Genomic DNA, 18893 nt, shown 5'->3' with positions numbered 1-18893 from the left:
CTTATTAAATAAAAAGTCCATTGTAAAAATTAGCACTTACATATCCCAAAGGGAGTTAGTGGCCATTGAAAGGGTGATACGCTCTTTATCCTGGATCTGTTTGAGGTCTTCGAATATTTCCTTTACCTCCATTGACTCTATAGCTCCATAAACCGCCTCGTACAAGCTGGAGAAGTAACGGTCCACCTCACGGCCCATATTGTTAATTTCTTTGATTGTTGGTGGATTACTTAATGGTAGGTGGCGAATAAAGTCCTTTGCACTCTCCTCGTGAGTGTATTGCAGCCACGTTTTCATCACTTTTTGTTGCGCGACTTCGCCATAGTTGGCAAGGTTTCTGGCCATCCGTTGCTCATGCTCGAGCATGTGTTTCAATAATAGTTGGGTTCGGTAGTCGTCTGATTTCTCAAGCAAATCCTCATAGAGGCTCGCCATGTCCAGGTGAAATTTCTCAGCGTCTTCGATAATTTCAAATGCCTGTTTGAAAGTTTTCATAATTTTGCCCTTTGGTACCTGTTGGCTTTTTATTGGGCGGAAAAAACAGGTCGTGCGCTTGTACGGCCATACCCTTAAGTATCGTTATAGTGCATTTATCCAGTTGATCAAGAGTTGGGGAAATATACCAAATACAAGTAAAGCCCCAGTCAGAATAATTAATAGTAAATTCCCGGAGGTGGCGATTTGCACGCTTCCACTGGGTTCTTCGGTAACTATATTATCTCTTTGTACCATGATCAGTAGAAGGCGCAAGTAGTAAAATAGCCCCAGTGCACTACCAATAACTACACTTGCTAGAAGTATCCACAATTGCCCCTCTATACCAGCGGTGAAAATATAAAACTTGCCAATAAAGCCAATAGTTAATGGGATACCGGCAAGGGATAAAAGCATTGCCGCCATGCAGCCGGCGAGCCAGGGGGAGCGCCATAAGAGCCCCCGATAAAAATCGCACTGATATGGATTTTCTGAATTTAGAGTGGGATTTTCAGGGTATTCACCGTTGAGAACTTTCTCTTCAACTGAATCTGCAATTAGACCTACCACAGCGAAGGCACCTAAGGTGGTAATGATGTAAGCTACAAGGTAATAGATAACAGCTTCGGTGCCAAAAGTGCTTTTGCCGATAATAAATGCGACTATCAGGTAGCCAATATGGCCTATGGAAGAGTAGGCTAATAGCCGCTTGATATTAGTTTGCATTAGGGCCAGGAGATTCCCCACCAGCATACTGGCCACAGCCGCAATAGACAGCATATCAATAAGTACCTGGCTTTCATAAAGATCCAAAGTACTAAAAAAGCGCAATAGGAAGCCGATAACGGCACCTTTACCCACAGTGGCGATAAGCGCTGTAGTTGGTGTCGGAGCACCCTGGTAAACGTCTGGAGTCCAAATATGAAAAGGCACCAAGGATAATTTAAAGGCTACTGAAATTAGTAGGAGAGTAACTCCGGTTGCAAACAAAGTGGAAGTTTGTGAAAGCTCCGTCATGTGGGATGCTATTCCACTAAAGCTTAAGGAGCCGCTGGCACTGTAGATCAGGGCGATACCAAATAGCCCCAAAGCTGTGGATAAAGCGGATAGGAGCAAGTACTTAATTGCTGACTCTAGAGATTGCAGCTGCTCTTTTTGTGGGGAGAGGTCACCATTTACGGCAAATCCAAGCATAGGATATAAAGCCAGGCTGATCAGCTCGAGTCCGAGGAAGAAAGTAGCAAAATGGCTTGCGAAAACCAGGGTGGTGGCCCCTAGCATCGCCAGTAACAGGAGGATATAAAACTCCTCCGGATAACTGCCGGAATTTACTTTTGGGTTGCATCTCATGCGTAAGTAACTGTATCCCATGATACATACAGCAATTGCTGTCAAGAGTAACAAAAGGGCGAAGAAAAGTGAGGTGTGGTCTACCAGTAACAGTCCAGTTACTTGGATAGAGCTGGCTCCAGTGGACAAGGTGCCAGCTACCCAGAAGCATGAAATGCCGGCGAGCACCAAAGTGATAATAGTGGTCGCTAGTGCTCCGACATGCCCTCGCCAGAATGATACCTGCAGCAAGAGAATGACAATTCCTGCACTTACTAACAATAGAGGTAGTATTCCAAAAAGTTCCTGTGCATTCATGGAGACTTATCCCCTGTTGAAATTAGGATTTCCTGGCGCTGCGATTTGGAGGACAGGAGGTTTTGATCTGGAGCCACTGCTTTAATCTCGGCTATTGCCTGGGTAACAGTGGGTTCAGAAATATTAAAAATTGGCTGTGGGCGCAGCCCTATCACAACTAAAAGTAGTGCGAGAGACAGCAGGGCACAGGATTCCCGAAGGCTGAGGTCAGCTGTATCTCCACTCTCTGAAGGTGATTCAAACTGATTTCTCAGTTTCCCGAAGAAAACCCTCTGCATCATTAACAATGCGTAAAGTGCAGCCCCAATCAGGCCGATAGCGGCGAGTGCGGTGATCCAATGGTTACTACGGAAACTGCCCACCAGTACAGTAAATTCAGCAACGAAGTTCCCCAGCCCCGGAAGTCCGAGAGAAGCGATTGCGAAGAATAGTGCTACTGCTGACAATTTCGGCAGGATGGCCCAGACTCCGCCCAGCTGTTGCATATCCCGTGTATGCAGTCGATGCTGCAATGCACCAACAAGTGCAAAAAGAGCTGCGGTGCTCAAGCCATGTGCAATCATCTGCATCACGGCACCTTGCACCGCGATGGTATCCAGTGCATAGAGACCGAGCAGTACAAATCCCATATGGCTGACACTCGAGTAAGCAACCAGCCTCTTCATATCTCTTTGTGCGAATGCCAACATGGCGCCGTAGATAACACTGATTGCGCCAATAGTCATAGCTACCGGGGCGAATGCCATAGAACTCTCGGGAAACAATGGTAAGTTGAAGCGCAACAAGCCATAAGCCCCGGTTTTTAAGAGAATAGCTGCCAGTAGGATACTACCAGCGGTTGGAGCTTGGGTATGGGCATCTGGCAACCAGGTATGAAATGGCAATGCCGGTAATTTCACAATAAAGGCGATAAAGAACCCGAGCATCAGCCAGTAGGCGGCATTGGCTGTAAGTTCTGCGCCGAGCAACTCGTTGTAGTTGAAGGTAAGCTGGCCGGAGTTCCTATAGTGGATATAAGCCAATCCAACTATAGCGATAAGCATCAACAAGCTACTAGCTTGGGTAAAAATAAAAAACTTAATGGCGGCATAGATTCGCTTTTCATAACCCCATACAGCAATTAAAAAAAGCATGGGAATCAGCATGACTTCCCAGAAGAAAAAGAATAAAAAAAGATCAATAGCCGTAAAAACTCCTACAACTCCAGCAAGAGTCCAAAGAAAATTAAAATAAAAAAATCCACGACGAAAATTAATATCATTCCAGGTCATGACCAGTCCAAAGATACCCATCGCTATCGTCAGGGTAAGCATCAGGAAACTCAGGCCATCAACTGCGAGATGAAAACTAATACCAAACCTGGGAATCCAGGCTGCTTGTAAGCTGTCCCACCATGGTCCACCTGACACTGATTGTGGAGTACCCAGATAAGACCAATAATTAACAAGAAGTAGCGCTGCTAATAAGAGGCTGACCAAGCTAATCCAGCGCCCACCCTTTTGAAGATAGCGCTCAGAGAGCCAGGCAATAATACCTCCCGCAAATAGAATAATTATGATTGCCAGTAATGTCATAGGGCCACCAAGAGAGCGAGGAACAGAATGGAACCAGCTGCGAAAGTTGCCAGATACCAGCGTATCTGGCCATTTTGGGAAGAGCTGAGCAGGCTATTCAGTTGTTGGCTGAACGCGGCGGTGCCTTTATATATGCTATCGATTATGTCCTTGTGATTTAGACGTGCCAGGTTTCTAAATGGCTTGGCCAACAGGTTTTCGTAAAGCCAGTCAAAACCCCAGCCGCTAAACCAAAATTGCATAATCGGAGAGCGCTTTTCGCCAATCTTTTGCTGCTGCCGAGAGAGTCCCCAAGCTATCACAAGCCCGAAGAGTGGCATAGCAATGGCAATCCCCTCTACCCAGGCAGCTGGATGCTCCCATGTTTGTGTTCCAAATACTGACTGAAGTGGTGGCGCCAACATCCCACCAAAAAGCGCGAGCGTGGCGAGTATTGCCAAGGGCACACGCATTACTGTGTTATTGGCATCTTTGCAGTGGGATGAGGATGAACCTTCACTCCCTGCGAATACAAGGAAGAGAACCCGGAAACTATAAATTCCAGTGACCAGGGCACCTAAAATGCCGGCTAACCACAGACTGTTAAAACCGTCATGGAACTCCCATGCACGTAAAAGAATCTGGTCTTTACTATAAAACCCAGAAGTAAATGGCAGTGCCGCCAGGCAAGCGCATCCAATGGCGAAACAAATAAATGTAAATGGAATTCTTCGGTAGAGCCCACCCATAGTAAAAATATTCTGCTCATGATGCAGGCTTAGAATCACAGAGCCTGCAGAGAGAAATAGTAGTGCCTTGAAGAAGGCGTGGGTCATCAGGTGAAAGATAGCTCCAGACCAGGCACCTACGCCGAGTGCAAGGAACATATATCCAATCTGGCTGATTGTGGAATAGGCGAGTACACGCTTGATATCGCTTTGTGCAATAGCACTGAAGCCGGCCAGTAGCAGAGTTAGCGCGCCCACCACGGCAACAGCCGTCATTGCAGTCTCTGAGAGCATGTAGAGCGGATGCATACGGGCAATAAGGTAGACTCCAGCCGTCACCATTGTGGCCGCATGTATTAAGGCACTGACTGGTGTTGGGCCAGCCATGGCATCAGGTAGCCAAGTCTGCAGTGGTAGCTGGGCTGATTTACCAACTGCACCACCCAATAGCAACAGCGTGGCAACTGTGATTATTTGTGAATTTGCCCCGGAGCTATCTGCAGCGGAAATGAGTTGCGGGATATTGAGAGTGGAAAACTCAAAGAAAAGCAGAAACAGTCCAATGGCCATGGCGGTATCGCCAATGCGAGTGACGATAAATGCCTTTTGCGCAGCTGCGCCGTTGGCTGGATTTTTGTACCAGAATCCAATTAACAGATAGCTGCATAGACCGACTCCCTCCCAGCCCAAATAGAGTAAAACCAGATTGTCAGCCATTACCAGAATCAGCATGGCGCATACAAAGAGGTTCAGGTAGGCAAAGTAGCGGCGAAAATCTGGATCTTCACGCATATACCCTGCTGAGTAGAGGTGTATCAAAAATCCGACACCAGTAATAATCATCAGCATAACCAGCGTAAGCCAGTCTACATGAAAATTGAAACCCAGCTCCAAGTTATCTACCAGCATCCACTGCCAAAGGGCGATATTCACGACTTCCCCAGGGTTCTGCCAAAAGACAGTCGTCGCGACAATAGCAGTGAGTAGTGCGGAGATTCCGACACTACCAACCCCGATAGCAGTGACAAATTTTTCTGAGGGTTCTTTTGAATAAAATAATGGGATAGCCACCAACAACAGGAAGCCAATAAGCGGTAGAAGTGGCACCCAGGCCAAAAGTCCCTGCATATTAACCTCTTAGTTCATTTAATTGGTCTATATCAACTGTGTGTTTGCGGTGGTAAAACTGGAGAACCAGCGCAAGAGCAATCGCTACCTCGGCCGCAGCAAGAGTAACCACAAAAACAAACATTACCTGGCCATCGGCATTTCCCCAGTGAGCACCGGCAACAACGAACATCAAAGCTGCGGCATTAGTGCATATTTCGACACACATCAACATAAAAATGATATTACGCCGCATCATTAATCCAGCAAGGCCCAGGCAGAAAAGGATCGATGCTAAAAGCACACCGGCCTCTAGCCCCGGTGCAGTTTCAAATGGCATTGTTTGAATCTCCCTGGTCAATTTTCCTGCGTCGTGCTAAATGAAAAGCACCGACCAAACCAGCGAGTAACAACATTGACGCCAGCTCTACCGCTAATACATAGTGGCTGAAAAGGGCAATTCCCACCTGTTTAGGGCCGATATAGTGAAAGGTCTGTGTAGATGATATCTGGCCACTACTGACCAATAGAATCAATTGAACCAGCAGGAGAGCAGATAGTATGGCAGGACCAACCCAGGTGGTGGGTTGGAGCCAGGCTTGTTCCTGCACAACCGTAGAGTCCCCTTGGTTGAGCATCATAATTACAAAAATAATCAGTACCATTATGGCGCCGGCATAAATGATTACTTCCAGCGCAGCTGCAAGAGGCGCACCGAACTGATAAAAAATTACCGCCACGGCTAAAAGGGAAGTAACCAGGTAGAGCAGGGCATGCACGGCATTTTTATGAAAAATTACCATGATGGTAGAAATGATAGCGATCGCTGCAGTAAGGTAGAAAACAAAATTCATTCAAGCTCTCCCTCTCAAATTATTTTTATGTTTTCATTTGTAAGGCCACTTTCTCTGCAAGAAGGCCAGCTATATGACTGTTTCCTTACAGATTTAGACTCTTAATATTGATCGGTGCAGCTTCATTTTCAGCTTCACCTTTATCTTTCCCAGTGATGGCCTTGCCGGCCACCTGATAAAAACTGTAATCGTGATACTTTCCCGGGCCGTTGATCAGAAGGTCTTCCTTCTCATAAACCATATTTTGTCGATCGTATTCGCACATCTCAAAGTCAGGGGTCAGCTGTATGGCATAGGTGGGACAAGCATCTTCACAGAGGCCACACATAATGCAGCGTGAGAAATTGATACGAAAATACTCCGGCCTCCAGCGTCCATCTGGGTCTTCGGTTTTCTGTAAAGATATGCAATCAGGGGGGCAGGCTACGGCACAGAGATTACAAGCCACACAGCGCTCATCGCCATTGGGGTCACGAGTGAGAATGATACGGCCTCGATATCGTGGAGCCAGATACGGTTTTTGATCGGGGTATTGTACGGTGACATTACGCCGAAACAGGTGTTTGAAAACCAGCCACATACTGCGGAGTTGACTCGCGATCATGTATTTTCTCCAGCCAGTATTTCAGCAAAGAAGCTTTGGGCTAGGCAGTCCATAACAATACCCCCGCAGTGACAAGTAAATTAATTAATGCCAATGGCAACATTACTTTCCAGCCAAACTTCATCAGCTGGTCATAACGTGGGCGTGGCAAAGAGGCTCGAAGCAAAATAAAAATTGCCACCAGGATTGCGGTCTTCAGACAAAACCAGATAATGGGTGGTAGCCATGGCCCATGCCAACCACCTAGAAAAAGAGTCGTAATTAAAGCTGAGATAAGAATTACGGCCAGGTATTCGCCTACAAAGAACATCCCAAATTTCATACCGGAGTACTCGGTATGAAAGCCGGCAGTGAGCTCGTGTTCCGCTTCGGGTAGATCGAACGGGGTTCTCCGGCTCTCTGCAATACCGGCAATGAAGAACACAATAAAGCCGACAAATTGGGGCATGATAAACCAGCGTTCAGCTTGAGCGTTGACAATATCCCGCAGGTTAAAGCTGCCGGACATCATAACCACACCCATCAGGCTCAAACCCATAAAGACTTCATAGGAAACGGTCTGTGCTGCGGCACGTAACCCCCCGAGAAGGGCATATTTATTATTGGAGGCATATCCCCCAAGGATAATGCTGTACACCGCAATAGAGCTCATCGCCAGTACAAATAGTAAGCCAATATTAAGGTCCACCACGCCAATACCCGGGGACATTGGCACTACGGCGAAAGCAATCAGCATGGTGGCCATCACAACTGTTGGCGCCAGTACAAAGACCGGAATATCTGCAAAGCGGGGGATGAAGTCTTCTTTAAAGAAAAGTTTAATCATGTCGGCAAGCACCTGAAGGGTACCGAAAGGGCCTACGCGATTAGGCCCGGGTCTGTCCTGCCAAAAACCGAGTAGACGCCGTTCACCCCAGGTTAAAACTGCCGCGAGTATTACCGTGGCAATTAATACCCCGAAGATATTCAGCAGTGTTATCCAGATCGGTGTGCTCATTGCTCAATCAGTCCTCGGTTATTGCGGGGGCTTCTGCCGGCCGTAGTGACGCGTATCCAGGTAGGAGAGGAGATAAGGTTTCAAAATCTGGCAAACCATACGGTATACCCACAGTGCCAGAGGGAATTGTGGGGCTTATATGGACTTCTGCACGGTATGTCCCGCAGCTGGTCTCCAATTCAATCAATTCCCGTTGATGAATGTCGAAGGCTTTAGCATCTATATGGTTAACCATTACAAAAGGCGCCTCAATGACCTCGGAAATACCCATTGCCTGGTTACTAAGCTCTTCGGAACCAAATAGCCGATATAGCGGTAACATTTGTACATGGCTGGGATCAGCAGCCACTTCTGGAGGTGTGCTAGGTGCGGGCCATTCCGGCATAACCCGCTGAGGCCGTTCAATCCTGATGCCCGAGGGGCCGCCTCTGCGTTCACCACCAACCTCCTCCTGGAACTTGAATATCGATTGGTTGGAGTTCCACCCGGGCGACCAGATATTGGCTTGCAGCGGGGATCTGTTGGGATTGTGGATTCCCTCCATGCTGAAACTCATCGGAGCATCAGGGTCCTGAAGTGGAGGATTCTCTGAAACCTGTTTCTCCGCGTGTATTGCTGTGCGTCCACTGTAGCGGGCGCTTTGGCGTGCTACTTTTAGGCCATCAATACGGAAATCTTCATCGGGCCCGAGCGAGTCGAGAGCCTTAAGTACCGGAAATTCCCGTGCAATAGCATCGCTGAGGTCTGTGCTGTGCTGCCATTCGGCAATCGCTGACAGGTTAGCGGGTTTCTCTGTACAGAAATTTACCGCATCCATCAGCCAGCGCCAGCTTTCCTGGATAAATCCCTTGCCCTCGTAGACAGCATAGAAGCGCTGGGCCAATCCGTTATTATTGATAAATGTACCCTGGGATTCCGCAGTTACCGAAGCTGGAAAAATCCAGTCTGCGCGCTTGGAAGTAGGGTTAAGAAGAGTATCCAGCAGGATAATTTCGTCAGCTTGTGAAAGTAATTGCTCGAGGGACTTCTTATCCAGGCGTCGATAGAGGTCATTCTCAAGAATCATCAGGGATGTAGGGATTTGATTGTCAGTATTTTTTTTCAGGCGTTCGAGCAACTCGTCAAGATTCCCTTTTCCATCATTAAAAAATTGGATAAGTCCTAAACTGTTGACCTCATCGCAGGCCAAATAGAGCATGGTAGGTTGTTTTTTGTAATCACTTAACACAGTGGCAACTTGGGCTGCGCTTTTGAGTGTATCAGCGTGTTTACTCGATGTTCCCGAGATGATTAATGGCTTACTGGAACCGCGAAGTATTCCCGCTGTATGAGTAATCAATTCAAGTAGTGATGGTTCAAGGTCTGGAGACAGGCTTGTGGGATCAGAAATTGCCAAGGCGAGGTTACAGGCGAATGAAGCAACTTTTTCAGGTGATTCAAATAATGTATTAGAGGTTATTTTCTCTAAATTACTCAACTCTGTTCCAGCAAAAATAATCGGACTGTAATCTCCCTCCAGTTGCCTTACAGAGGAATCTTGCCACAGTGGAATTTTCAGTGATTTTGCTTGCTGTTTCTGCCGATTGCGTGCGGCTTGGCGAACAGCTAAGGAAATACGTGGTGCGGTATTGTATATATCCTCACCGAGAATCAGTATCGCATCGGCATTCTCAATTTCCGGTGTAGAGGGGCTTTGAATTCGATCATCTTGCTGGATGGTGCTCACCAGATGCAGAAGTTCCTGATCTCTTTGACTCAGGCCTGAGTAAAAATTATCAGAACCTACCAGTTTTCGCAGTGCGTAGTTATTTTCCAAAGAAGTGCGTGGAGACCCAATTCCAATCAGGTTTCTCTTACCTTGATTGGCCATTGCTATTTGTTCCGCCAAATGGAGGACCGCCTCTTGAGGGTTTATTTCTCGATGCAGACGGTCGCCTTTTTCCGCCGTAGAACTGATTACGTCCTCTTGGCGAACAGAGAGCACTTTTTGGATACGAGTGGCACTGTTAATATATTCGTAGCCAAAGCGCCCCCGGTCACAAAGGAAATAGCCATTGATATCGTGGTGATAAAGGTTGGTGATCCGTCTCAATATCGGCTCATTGCTGTTGCCGGATTCCCTGGCTCCCGGTGCAGTGTTACAGCCCACAGCACAATGCTCACAAACAGATGGAGCTGTCTGCAAATCCCACTTGCGCACAAAGTGCGAGCTGAAGGTTTTGTCGGTAAATACGCCAGTTGGGCAGACCTCGACTAAATTTCCGCTGAAGCCATTTTCAAGCCTTCCCTCTTCCTGGCGGCCGAAATAGACCTGGTGATTTCTTCCAAGTGCTTGTAGGTCTTCTCCACCGGCATAATCATTGTAAAACCTGACACAGCGATAACAGGTTATACAGCGATTCATTTCATGGTTAATAAAAGGGCCCAGATATTGGTTGCGATGGGTGCGCTTGGTGCCCCGGTAACGTCGCATGGTATGGCCAGACATTTCTGTCATGTCCTGGAGATGGCACTCTCCACCCTCTTCACAGACCGGGCAATCGTGTGGGTGGTTGGTCATCAGGTCTTCGATAATACTGCCGCGAAACTCCTCCGCTACCTCATCCTTGACGCTATAAATACCGCCGTCACGGATAGGTGTCATACAACTCATAATCAGGCGGCCATGCTGGTCTTCACTATCTTTATATTCCATCATGGCGCATTGCCGGCAAGCGCCCACTGAACCCATTTCCGGGTGCCAACAAAAATACGGCACATTGAGCCCCAGTGTCAGGCAGGTGCTGAGCAGGTTCTGCTCACCGTCGACTTGGTATTTTTCACCGTCAATAGTGATGGTTGGCATCGCTAGTCCATTATTGTTGTATCGATATCAATTCAATTACTGATCTGATAGTGGCCTCTGCTGAGGATATAAATTGAATTTATTCATAGGGGCAGCAATGGTTTTCTATGTGGTCGATAAAATCCTGCTCGAATAGTTTCAATGCACTTTGCAGTGGTTCGGCAGCCCCTGGAGCAAGAGCGCAAAATGTCTTACCGGGGCCAATACGCTGGCACTGCTCGCGCAGCAGATCTAAGTCTTCCGGTAAACCTTCGCCGTCCTCTATTCGTTGCAGTATTTTTACAACCCAGGGCAGGCCATCCCGACAGGGGGTACACCAGCCGCAAGATTCACGGGCAAAGAACTGGGAGAGGTTCAGTACCAATCCCACAGGACAAGTCTGATTGTCCAGAACAATGATTGTGCCTGTACCCATACGGCTTCCGGCTTTACCGATGACGTCATAATCCATCGGTAGGTCCAGATGCTCAGGCCCCAGAAAGTCCGTGGAGCCACCGCCAGGCAGGAATCCCCTTAGCTTCAGTCCATCCTGCATGCCACCAGCATGTTTCTCGATTATTTCCCGGATAGGAGTGCCCATTGGAAGCTCCCATGTGCCGGGGTTGTTTACTTTACCGCTGACCCCGAAAACTTTGCTGCCAGCATCCTCTCCTCGCCCTAGGCCTCGGTACCAGTCAACTCCAAGCTCAATCAGGTGGGGGATATTGCAGAAGGTCTCCACATTATTGACCACTGTGGGTTTACCCCACAGTCCGCTCACCTGGGGGAAAGGCGGCTTTGCTCTAGGAATAGCACGACGTCCTTCCAACGCATTTAACAATGCGGTTTCTTCGCCACAAATGTAATTACCCGCACTGCGGTGTACGAAGATTTCCAGGCTAAATTTGCTATCAAAAATATTACTGCCAAGAAAACCTTGCTCCCTGGCTTCTGCGATCGCGTTTTCCAGGCGTTCGGCAGCTAAATGGTATTCACCGCGAATAAAGATGTAACCAATAGAAGCACCTATGGCATAGGCGGCTATTGCCATACCTTCCAAAAGCAGGTGAGGATCGCGCTCCATAAGCAGGCGGTCCTTGAAGGTGCCAGGTTCCATCTCATCTGCATTGCAGACAATAAATTTTTGTTCGGGAGATCCTTCACCCCTGGGAACGAAACTCCATTTCAGGCCCGTATTAAATCCCGCGCCTCCACGGCCGCGAAGCCCACCATCCTTTACTTGCTCAATAATTTTATCCGGGGCCATGGTGTGAGCTTTACGCCAACCCCTATAGCCGCCATTTTCCAGGTAGCGTCCAAGATCCGCGGCGACATTTTGGTCGGTGACATTTTTAGTCAGGGGATTTGTCAGCATGGTATTTTTTCTTTTTATCAATGAGATCGTCGATGGCCGATTCATCGAGATTTCGGTGCATTTCTTCACCCAGCATCAGAACCGGTGCTTTGTCGCAATCCCCCAGGCAAGGCGTTTCCAATAAAGTGAAGATACCATCTGCGGAAGTTTGTCCCGGTTCTATAGCCAGGGTTTCAGTAATGTGTTTTTGCATACGGTCACAGCCCATAACCCAGCAACTTGCGCTCTTACAAAGATAGATAACTTCCTTTCCCACAGGCTGGCGGAAAATAAGTTGAAAATAGGTAGCTACACTTTCCAGCTCAGCAACGGGGATATCCAAGTAATTGGAGATAGCCTGGATAGTATCGTCAGAAATCCAGCGGCGATGCTTTTGTACAATTCTCAGGGCCTCCAGCCCCACAGAGGATTTGTTCTCGTAGTGAGAAGCCTCCCGATCAATTTCCTCTTTTTCCTCGGCTGTGAGAGGCCCGGAAAATTTGTCTGAATCCCTGTTGCTATGCTCCATTACTTCGATTGGTTCCGGTTCTAGTAAGCTGGACATATATGCATCCTCAGGCGAAATCGCGGAGGCATATGTGATTCACCTGTGTTGCACATGAACACTGTGGCACTGGCGAATAGAAATTTCCTACGCACTGGTCTCCTCCGCTGCGATGCGACCTGAGGCCGCGTATTTATTATTTACCTATCTACATCAGCCATAACAAAATCAATACTGGCAATAATTGCGATCAAGTCGGCAATTAGCAGCCCCCTAGACATCAGTGGAATCATCTGTAGATGCGGAAATGAGGGGGTGCGAATTCTGGTGCGATATGACGTAGTGCTGCCGTCACTGATAATTTGGTAACTATTTAGCCCTTTCGTCGCTTCTATTGGGAAACACACTTCCCCGGCAGGCATTACCGGCCCCCAGCTGTTATTAACAAAATGCTGGATAAGAGTCTCGATATCCTGCATGGTGCGCCCTTTGCGAGGGGGCGTGGTCAAGGGATGATCGGATTTATAGGGCCCTGAGGGCATATTCTCCAGGCACTGGCGAATTATTCTCAGGCTCTGCCACATTTCATCCACTCGCACCCGGCAGCGATCAAAACAATCCCCGCCATCGTAAGTGGGAATATCAAATTCGAATTGATCGTAGCCGCTGTAGGGTCTTTTTTTACGCAGATCCCACTCCAGACCTGTAGCGCGCAAGCCTGGCCCGGTGACACCCCATTCCATGGCTTCTGCGGTATTGTAGACGCCGATGCCCCTGGAGCGACGTTGTAACAATTTATTCTTGATAACCATGCCATCGTAGTCGCGCAGACGTGCGGGCATATAGTCGAGAAATTCCCGCACCATCTTGTCCCAGCCTTCAGGTAAATCCTGGGCAACACCACCAATGCGGAACCAGGCCGGGTGCATGCGCCCGCCAGTGATTGCTTCTACGATGCCAAATAATTTTTCACGATCAATGAACATATAAAAGACGGGAGACATCTGTCCCACGTCCTGGGCGAATGTGCCGAAAAATACCAAATGGCTGGAGATGCGGAAAAATTCGCACATCATTACCCGAATGACCTGGGCACGTTCGGGAACCTGAATTCCAGCCAGTTGCTCAAGGGCCAATACGTAGGGCAGGTTATTCATAACCCCACCTAGGTAATCAATGCGGTCTGTGTATGGCACATAAGTGTGCCAAGCCTGGCGCTCCGCCATTTTCTCCGCACCGCGATGGTGATAACCAATATCCGGCACGGCATCCACGATTTGTTCGCCGTCTAGTTGCAAAGCTACGCGGAATACGCCATGGACACTGGGATGGTTTGGCCCCAGGTTGAGGAACATAAACTCTGAATCCTCATTATGGCGAGCCATCCCCCAATCTTCTGGGCGAAACAGCAGAGCTTCCTGTTCACGGCGCTCCTTCTCCTCGGATAATGAGAAGGGGTCCACCTCTGTAGCGCGAGCGTGATGATCTTTCCGTAATGGGTGACCTTTCCAGGTTGTCGGCATCATAATACGCTGCAAGTGCGGGTGGCCGTTAAAGTGGATTCCGAAAAGGTCCCATACTTCCCGTTCATACCAATTAGCGTTTTCCCAGATACTGGTAATCGATGGCGCAGACAAATGAGACTCAGGGAGTGCGATCTTAATACGAATAAACAAGTTACGGCTAAAAGAAAGCAGCTGGTAAATAAGGGTGAAATCACTGGCTGGTTGCTTTTCCGGACCCTCCCCACGATTAACCCGCAAGCGCTCATCAATAGCGCTAAGATCGTACAGCATGGCAAAGGGGCGGGAAATATCCTGTTTGAGAAAGCTTAATAGCGGTATTAGGGATTCGGTATCGACCCACAGCGTGGGCATGTCATTGCTGTCAGGTTGCAGCCAATAATTATGCCGTTGATATTCACGGTTCAGGTCTTGCAAGAAAGCCCGGGCTTCTTTGCTATAGGGAGTCTCGCTGTGGACACTTTTTGCTATGACGCCTGTCATCGGGCATTCCGTTGTTATTGTGTTGTCTGTCAGCGGCAACAGTGTGGCTATACAGTATCTGGTGAGCGCAAAACATCTGCGCGCATGCGCTCCTCACGGTGCAGGTCACGTTGGCTTTGTTTGGGGATTTTCCTCGTACCCTGCTCATCCACCACCCAGCTAAAGCTGCGTCTCTCTGCGGCAACTGATTTTTGTAAAAGAGTAAGTCCCTGTAGCAGCGCTTCTGGTCGGGGTGGACAGCCCGGTACATACACATCTACCGGAAGGAATTTATCCACACCCTGTACAACGCTATAAATATCGTACATTCCACCGGAGTTGGCGCAGGAACCCATGGAGATAACCCACCGAGGTTCAATCATCTGTTCGTACAGGCGCTGCACTACCGGAGCCATTTTCAAGAATACAGTTCCGGAAATCACAATAAGATCAGCTTGACGGGGTGTAGCGCGAATAACTTCTGCGCCGAAGCGAGAAATATCATGACGGCTGGTAAATGCGGTAGCCATTTCCACATAGCAACAGGAGAGTCCAAAATTAAATGGCCACAGTGAGTTTGAACGACCCCAAGCGACAAGCTCTTCCAGTTTTGCAAGCAGGATATTTTTCTTTAGATCTTCGGCTATTGCACCGTTTTCCGTTTGAGAAGAATCGGCGGCAATTACATCTTGGGCTTTGCTTAACTGCCAACGCATAGCATATTCCTATGAGTGTTTATTGATGATTTTCGCGATCAATCAGACTCTTTTGATGGCCACCCCATTCCAGCGCACCCAGTCGCCAGAGGTATATCAGGCCCACCAGCAAGATCACAATAAACACGGTGGCTTCGATAAATCCAAGTAGTCCTGTTTCATAAAATGCAATAGACCAGCTAAACAGATAGATAGCTTCCAGGTCGAATACGATGAATAAAATGGCAACCAGATAATAGGCAACAGAAATACGTAATCGGGCACTACCTTGAGAAATAATGCCGGATTCAAAGGGCTCGTCGGTGGCGGGATCTCTGCGCTTCTGGCCAAGGAAATATGAAAGTCCCAGCATCAATACGATTAATGCAAGCACGGCCAGGCAGTAAACTATTAGTGGCCATACTTCCGGGTTGAACTCTTCTGGATAGTTCAACGTATTTCTCCCCGATTTTCTTCTGGGCCTGAGCCCGGGTTAACCACTGATACTGCGACGAAATTTACAGCGCAAAAATATTGAATGGGGATGCTTTCAGGCAAAATGAAAGCTGATTGAATAAGATGTTCTTATTCTCTGTTTATGGCTATATCTTGGGCGCTTCTATTATGGGCCCATACATATAACTGATCGTTCACTGTTTATAAATCGTTGCGCCACCAAGCGCCAGTACGGCCAAGGAACTTTTAATTCTTATATACCCCATTCTTATGAAAGCTGATTCTGTAAAAATAAGCGTCAGGTGGATTTTTGCGAAAATTGGGCAATAATAAAGAGGGCTGAGCCCGATAGCCAGATGTTTAATGCATTGTAGGGATTAATGTAACTCCCACCTTTGGATCAAAGGTTACTCATTTCCATCAGCTGCTGCTGGGCACTTTTCATGTGGGTGAGTTTATCTTTTTCCTTGGCGACAACTTCAACCGGTGCTTTTCGACAAACTTCGGGTTATTGAGCTTGCTTTCGACGCGAGCGAGACCCTTGGATAATTTTTCGATCTCTTTTAGCAAGTGTGCGCTTTCAGCTTTGACATCAATCAGGCCGGCCATAGGCACCAGCAGTTCCATACCGCCCACTACAGAGAAAGCCGCTAGCAAAACTACGAGCTCACGAACAGAAACATCCTATAAGGCTTAGCCAGGAGGTACGGTGGCCAAGGACACCGAAGCCATGTGGCCTAATGGGTAGAGTCAATGATGCAGTTGTGTAGTGAAGGTTTACGTTCTTATCTGGGGGATCTGCTTAACTTGCCGCTATGAAGCTGTCAGTATGGCCGCTGACTCATAACTAGGCCTAACCTGATAGCCACCATCGCGGGGATAGACATAAGTGGTGAGATACAGCAGCGCCTCGGTCAGTAATGGCCAAGGTGATTAAACAGAAGTCAGCCGATAGCATAGTAGCCAAATGCCAAGATGAATACCTTGATCATGGTGAAGGCCTGAACCCAAAAAACACGCGTTAAAAGACAGGGCTAGCCTACCGATATGTTTCCAGTCGGATAAAGTTGAAGTAGCGCACTGCCATGACACTTAACGCAATTGAAGAACTGCTCAAGGCTATCGTTGGGCAGAGATGTATTACGGGTAGGAAACTGCCCATGGTGGACACGTATGATGGGTAGTATGAGGGACGGTAGCCAGAAACTACCGGCTACCCAATTTAGATTGTTTTCTCGCTACGATGGAGAATATATGCCAATGATGCGGTGTACCATCTGTAGTTTCTCCTGAAAGGTCATGTTCAGTCCACTTTAATAGCTCAAAGTTATTGAAGTGTTTTCTTATCTTCGATTCATTCATAACCAGAGTATCACTCCAAAATGCTTCCTTATCATACTCAGGCCCAGCCATTGTATCTTTTGGCCCTAGGAATGAACCGCAAAAGATCCCGCCTTCTGTCAAAGAGTTAGTTATTTTCAACCAAACTGACTCAAAATCTTTTTCAGGACAAAAGAAAAGACTGGCATCAGCAACTAGCAGTGAGGACTCAGGATAATTGAAAGTATTAAAACTATCCCTGGATAGAATAACCTGCTCATCATCTATGAATCGTTTACGACATCTAGATATAGATTCATTCTCGATATCAAAGGCATGAACTGTGAAATCATTACTGCGTAAATAAGCTATATCTGATCCTGCTCCACAGCCACAATCAACAGCAATCTTTCTTCCTTTTACTTTGCTAAGAGCAAAAATTAAATCTTCTCGAGTATCACTATGTTCTGTCGAGTCATAATAGTTAGAGATCTCTCTCGTTGACATTCCCTATCTCCGATGAGTAGAAAATCTAACGTCGCCAACAGCGGCCGAGCGTAGTGAGATCCAGGCCCGAAGGGGCGATGCTGTCTTTACTTGGTACGCCTAGCATGGGCGTAAACTAATGGGGCGAAAGTCCCCTGTAGGAAGATCAACATTTAATGCTAACTACTAGCGAATGGCAACTGCAACACCGCGCACTCTTGTAGGGAGGAGGCTGCTAGCAAGACTATGAGCTGACGAACAGAAACATCTTCTAAGGCTTAGCCTGGAGGTGCAGTGGCCAAGGGCGCTGAAGCCGGGTGATCTAACGGGTAGAGTCAATGATGTAGTTATGTAGTGAAATGTCACGCTCTTATTTGGGGAGATCTGTTTAGTTTGCTGCGGTGAAGTTGTCAGCGTGGCCGCTGACTCGGAAGTAGCGCACTGCATGAATCTCTACTCAAATGAAGAGCTGCTCGACTCTATCGTTGGGTAGAGATTCATTACGGATAGGGAACTGTCCATTGCAGGCTCGTACAATGGGTGATGTGGGGATCGGTAGCTAGAAACTACCGGCTACCAGATTTAGGTACCGCGGCGTGCCCGCTTGTATTTTTCCTGATACTCACGGCGCTGCTTAGTAATTTCATACAGTACAATTCCGGAAGTTGTTCCTAGATTCAGGCTTTCAATCATTCCAAACATTGGAATGGATACGCAGAAATCACTGTTTTCTACTGCCAAATCGCTTATACCTCGAGATTCGTTACCAAACCATACGGCTAATTTCGGCTGCGTATAATCAGCCTCATGTAGTATAAAGTTGTCTTTTCCTTTTACATGAGGAGAGGTGACGATGGAGGTGAATCTATTATTGGCCAAGTGGGCTAAGCACTCCTCTGTACTGTCAAATCGCTTTACAAAACTCCATTTTATTGCAGACACAGACGGTTTTGAAAGTGATTTTCTCTCTCTCATTTCCTGCCAATCATCAGGCAGTGAGTTACGCGGATCAACGATATATGTTTTCTCTACACCTAAAGCATTGACGTTTCTAATAACTGTGCCAATATTTTTCATATCTATTGGGCATTCGAGAACAGCAATTAGATTCTTACAACGGTATGGCTTAATTTCATCAGCTCTCTTTCGAGCTTCACTTTTCTCTAGTTCCATATTCTCGAAAATCTCAGATAGTTTGCTTGACGCCTGACGCTTAAAGCACCAGCAGCAAAACCAAAGCGGCGGTGGGGTGCCTTTATTTGGTACGCCCAGCATGGGCGTGAATTAATGGGGTGAAAGTCCCG

17 protein-coding genes are annotated in these 18893 nt (G+C 47.5%); all 17 read right to left on the bottom strand.

Annotated elements, in window-relative coordinates:
- Positions 1-36: 36 nt before the first annotated feature.
- The 17 genes from ABWV76_RS18180 to ABWV76_RS18100 all read right to left on the bottom strand — a co-directional run bounded on the left by ABWV76_RS18180 (position 37) and on the right by ABWV76_RS18100 (position 18762).
- Positions 37-495, bottom strand: coding sequence for a hypothetical protein (locus ABWV76_RS18180; protein WP_020412192.1), 459 nt, complete (start codon positions 493-495; stop codon positions 37-39).
- A gap of 84 nt (positions 496-579) precedes the next feature.
- Positions 580-2121 carry an NADH-quinone oxidoreductase subunit N gene (locus ABWV76_RS18175; protein WP_020412193.1) on the bottom strand — a complete coding sequence of 514 codons (1542 nt, stop codon included), beginning with the start codon at positions 2119-2121 and terminating at the stop codon, positions 580-582.
- The gene (gene nuoM / locus ABWV76_RS18170; protein ID WP_282951444.1) at positions 2118-3695 is read right to left on the bottom strand and encodes an NADH-quinone oxidoreductase subunit M; all 1578 of its coding nucleotides are present in this window, start codon (positions 3693-3695) and stop codon (positions 2118-2120) included. Before nuoM ends, ABWV76_RS18175 begins: the two co-directional genes overlap by 4 nt.
- Positions 3692-5530 (bottom strand): NADH-quinone oxidoreductase subunit L, encoded by a 1839-nt coding sequence (nuoL, locus tag ABWV76_RS18165; RefSeq protein WP_353376868.1) that lies wholly within the window; start codon positions 5528-5530, stop codon positions 3692-3694. Before nuoL ends, nuoM begins: the two co-directional genes overlap by 4 nt.
- A 1-nt stretch (position 5531) precedes the next feature.
- On the bottom strand, positions 5532-5849 hold the full coding sequence (gene nuoK / locus ABWV76_RS18160; protein ID WP_020412196.1) for an NADH-quinone oxidoreductase subunit NuoK: 318 nt from the start codon (positions 5847-5849) through the stop codon (positions 5532-5534).
- Positions 5839-6363, bottom strand: coding sequence for an NADH-quinone oxidoreductase subunit J (nuoJ, locus tag ABWV76_RS18155; RefSeq protein ID WP_020412197.1), 525 nt, complete (start codon positions 6361-6363; stop codon positions 5839-5841). The genes nuoK and nuoJ overlap by 11 nt, the downstream gene beginning before the upstream one ends.
- Before the next feature lie 85 nt (positions 6364-6448).
- Entirely contained in the window at positions 6449-6967 is a 519-nt protein-coding gene (nuoI, locus tag ABWV76_RS18150; protein ID WP_020412198.1) for an NADH-quinone oxidoreductase subunit NuoI, read from the bottom strand.
- Positions 6968-7007: 40 nt separating this feature from the next.
- Positions 7008-7964 carry an NADH-quinone oxidoreductase subunit NuoH gene (gene nuoH / locus ABWV76_RS18145; RefSeq protein ID WP_020412199.1) on the bottom strand — a complete coding sequence of 319 codons (957 nt, stop codon included), beginning with the start codon at positions 7962-7964 and terminating at the stop codon, positions 7008-7010.
- Positions 7965-7971: 7 nt separating this feature from the next.
- A complete protein-coding gene (gene nuoG, locus ABWV76_RS18140) occupies positions 7972-10809 on the bottom strand; it encodes an NADH-quinone oxidoreductase subunit NuoG (RefSeq protein ID WP_353376866.1) in 2838 nt (945 codons plus the stop codon).
- 79 nt (positions 10810-10888) lie between these two features.
- The gene (nuoF, locus tag ABWV76_RS18135) at positions 10889-12163 is read right to left on the bottom strand and encodes an NADH-quinone oxidoreductase subunit NuoF (protein ID WP_353376865.1); all 1275 of its coding nucleotides are present in this window, start codon (positions 12161-12163) and stop codon (positions 10889-10891) included.
- Entirely contained in the window at positions 12141-12707 is a 567-nt protein-coding gene (gene nuoE, locus ABWV76_RS18130; protein ID WP_353376864.1) for an NADH-quinone oxidoreductase subunit NuoE, read from the bottom strand. The genes nuoF and nuoE overlap by 23 nt, the downstream gene beginning before the upstream one ends.
- A gap of 140 nt (positions 12708-12847) precedes the next feature.
- Positions 12848-14653 (bottom strand): NADH-quinone oxidoreductase subunit C/D, encoded by a 1806-nt coding sequence (gene nuoC, locus ABWV76_RS18125; RefSeq protein ID WP_282951439.1) that lies wholly within the window; start codon positions 14651-14653, stop codon positions 12848-12850.
- Positions 14654-14700: 47 nt separating this feature from the next.
- Positions 14701-15348, bottom strand: a complete 648-nt coding sequence (locus tag ABWV76_RS18120; protein WP_020412204.1) for a NuoB/complex I 20 kDa subunit family protein — start codon at positions 15346-15348, stop codon at positions 14701-14703.
- A 19-nt stretch (positions 15349-15367) separates the two neighbouring features.
- Positions 15368-15781, bottom strand: coding sequence for an NADH-quinone oxidoreductase subunit A (gene ndhC / locus ABWV76_RS18115; protein WP_020412205.1), 414 nt, complete (start codon positions 15779-15781; stop codon positions 15368-15370).
- 443 nt (positions 15782-16224) lie between these two features.
- Positions 16225-16410 carry a hypothetical protein gene (locus ABWV76_RS18110; RefSeq protein ID WP_353376863.1) on the bottom strand — a complete coding sequence of 62 codons (186 nt, stop codon included), beginning with the start codon at positions 16408-16410 and terminating at the stop codon, positions 16225-16227.
- Between the two features lie 579 nt (positions 16411-16989).
- Positions 16990-17610: a class I SAM-dependent methyltransferase gene (locus ABWV76_RS18105; protein ID WP_353376862.1), complete on the bottom strand. Its 621-nt coding sequence runs from the start codon at positions 17608-17610 to the stop codon at positions 16990-16992.
- 561 nt (positions 17611-18171) lie between these two features.
- A complete protein-coding gene (locus ABWV76_RS18100; protein ID WP_353376861.1) occupies positions 18172-18762 on the bottom strand; it encodes a TrmH family RNA methyltransferase in 591 nt (196 codons plus the stop codon).
- Positions 18763-18893 lie beyond the last annotated feature (131 nt).

Source organism: Microbulbifer sp. NBRC 101763 (assembly GCF_040371615.1).
Taxonomy (GTDB): domain Bacteria; phylum Pseudomonadota; class Gammaproteobacteria; order Pseudomonadales; family Cellvibrionaceae; genus Microbulbifer; species Microbulbifer variabilis.
Note: the sequence above shows the minus strand (reverse complement) of the source record. Positions and strands in the feature narration are given on the sequence as shown.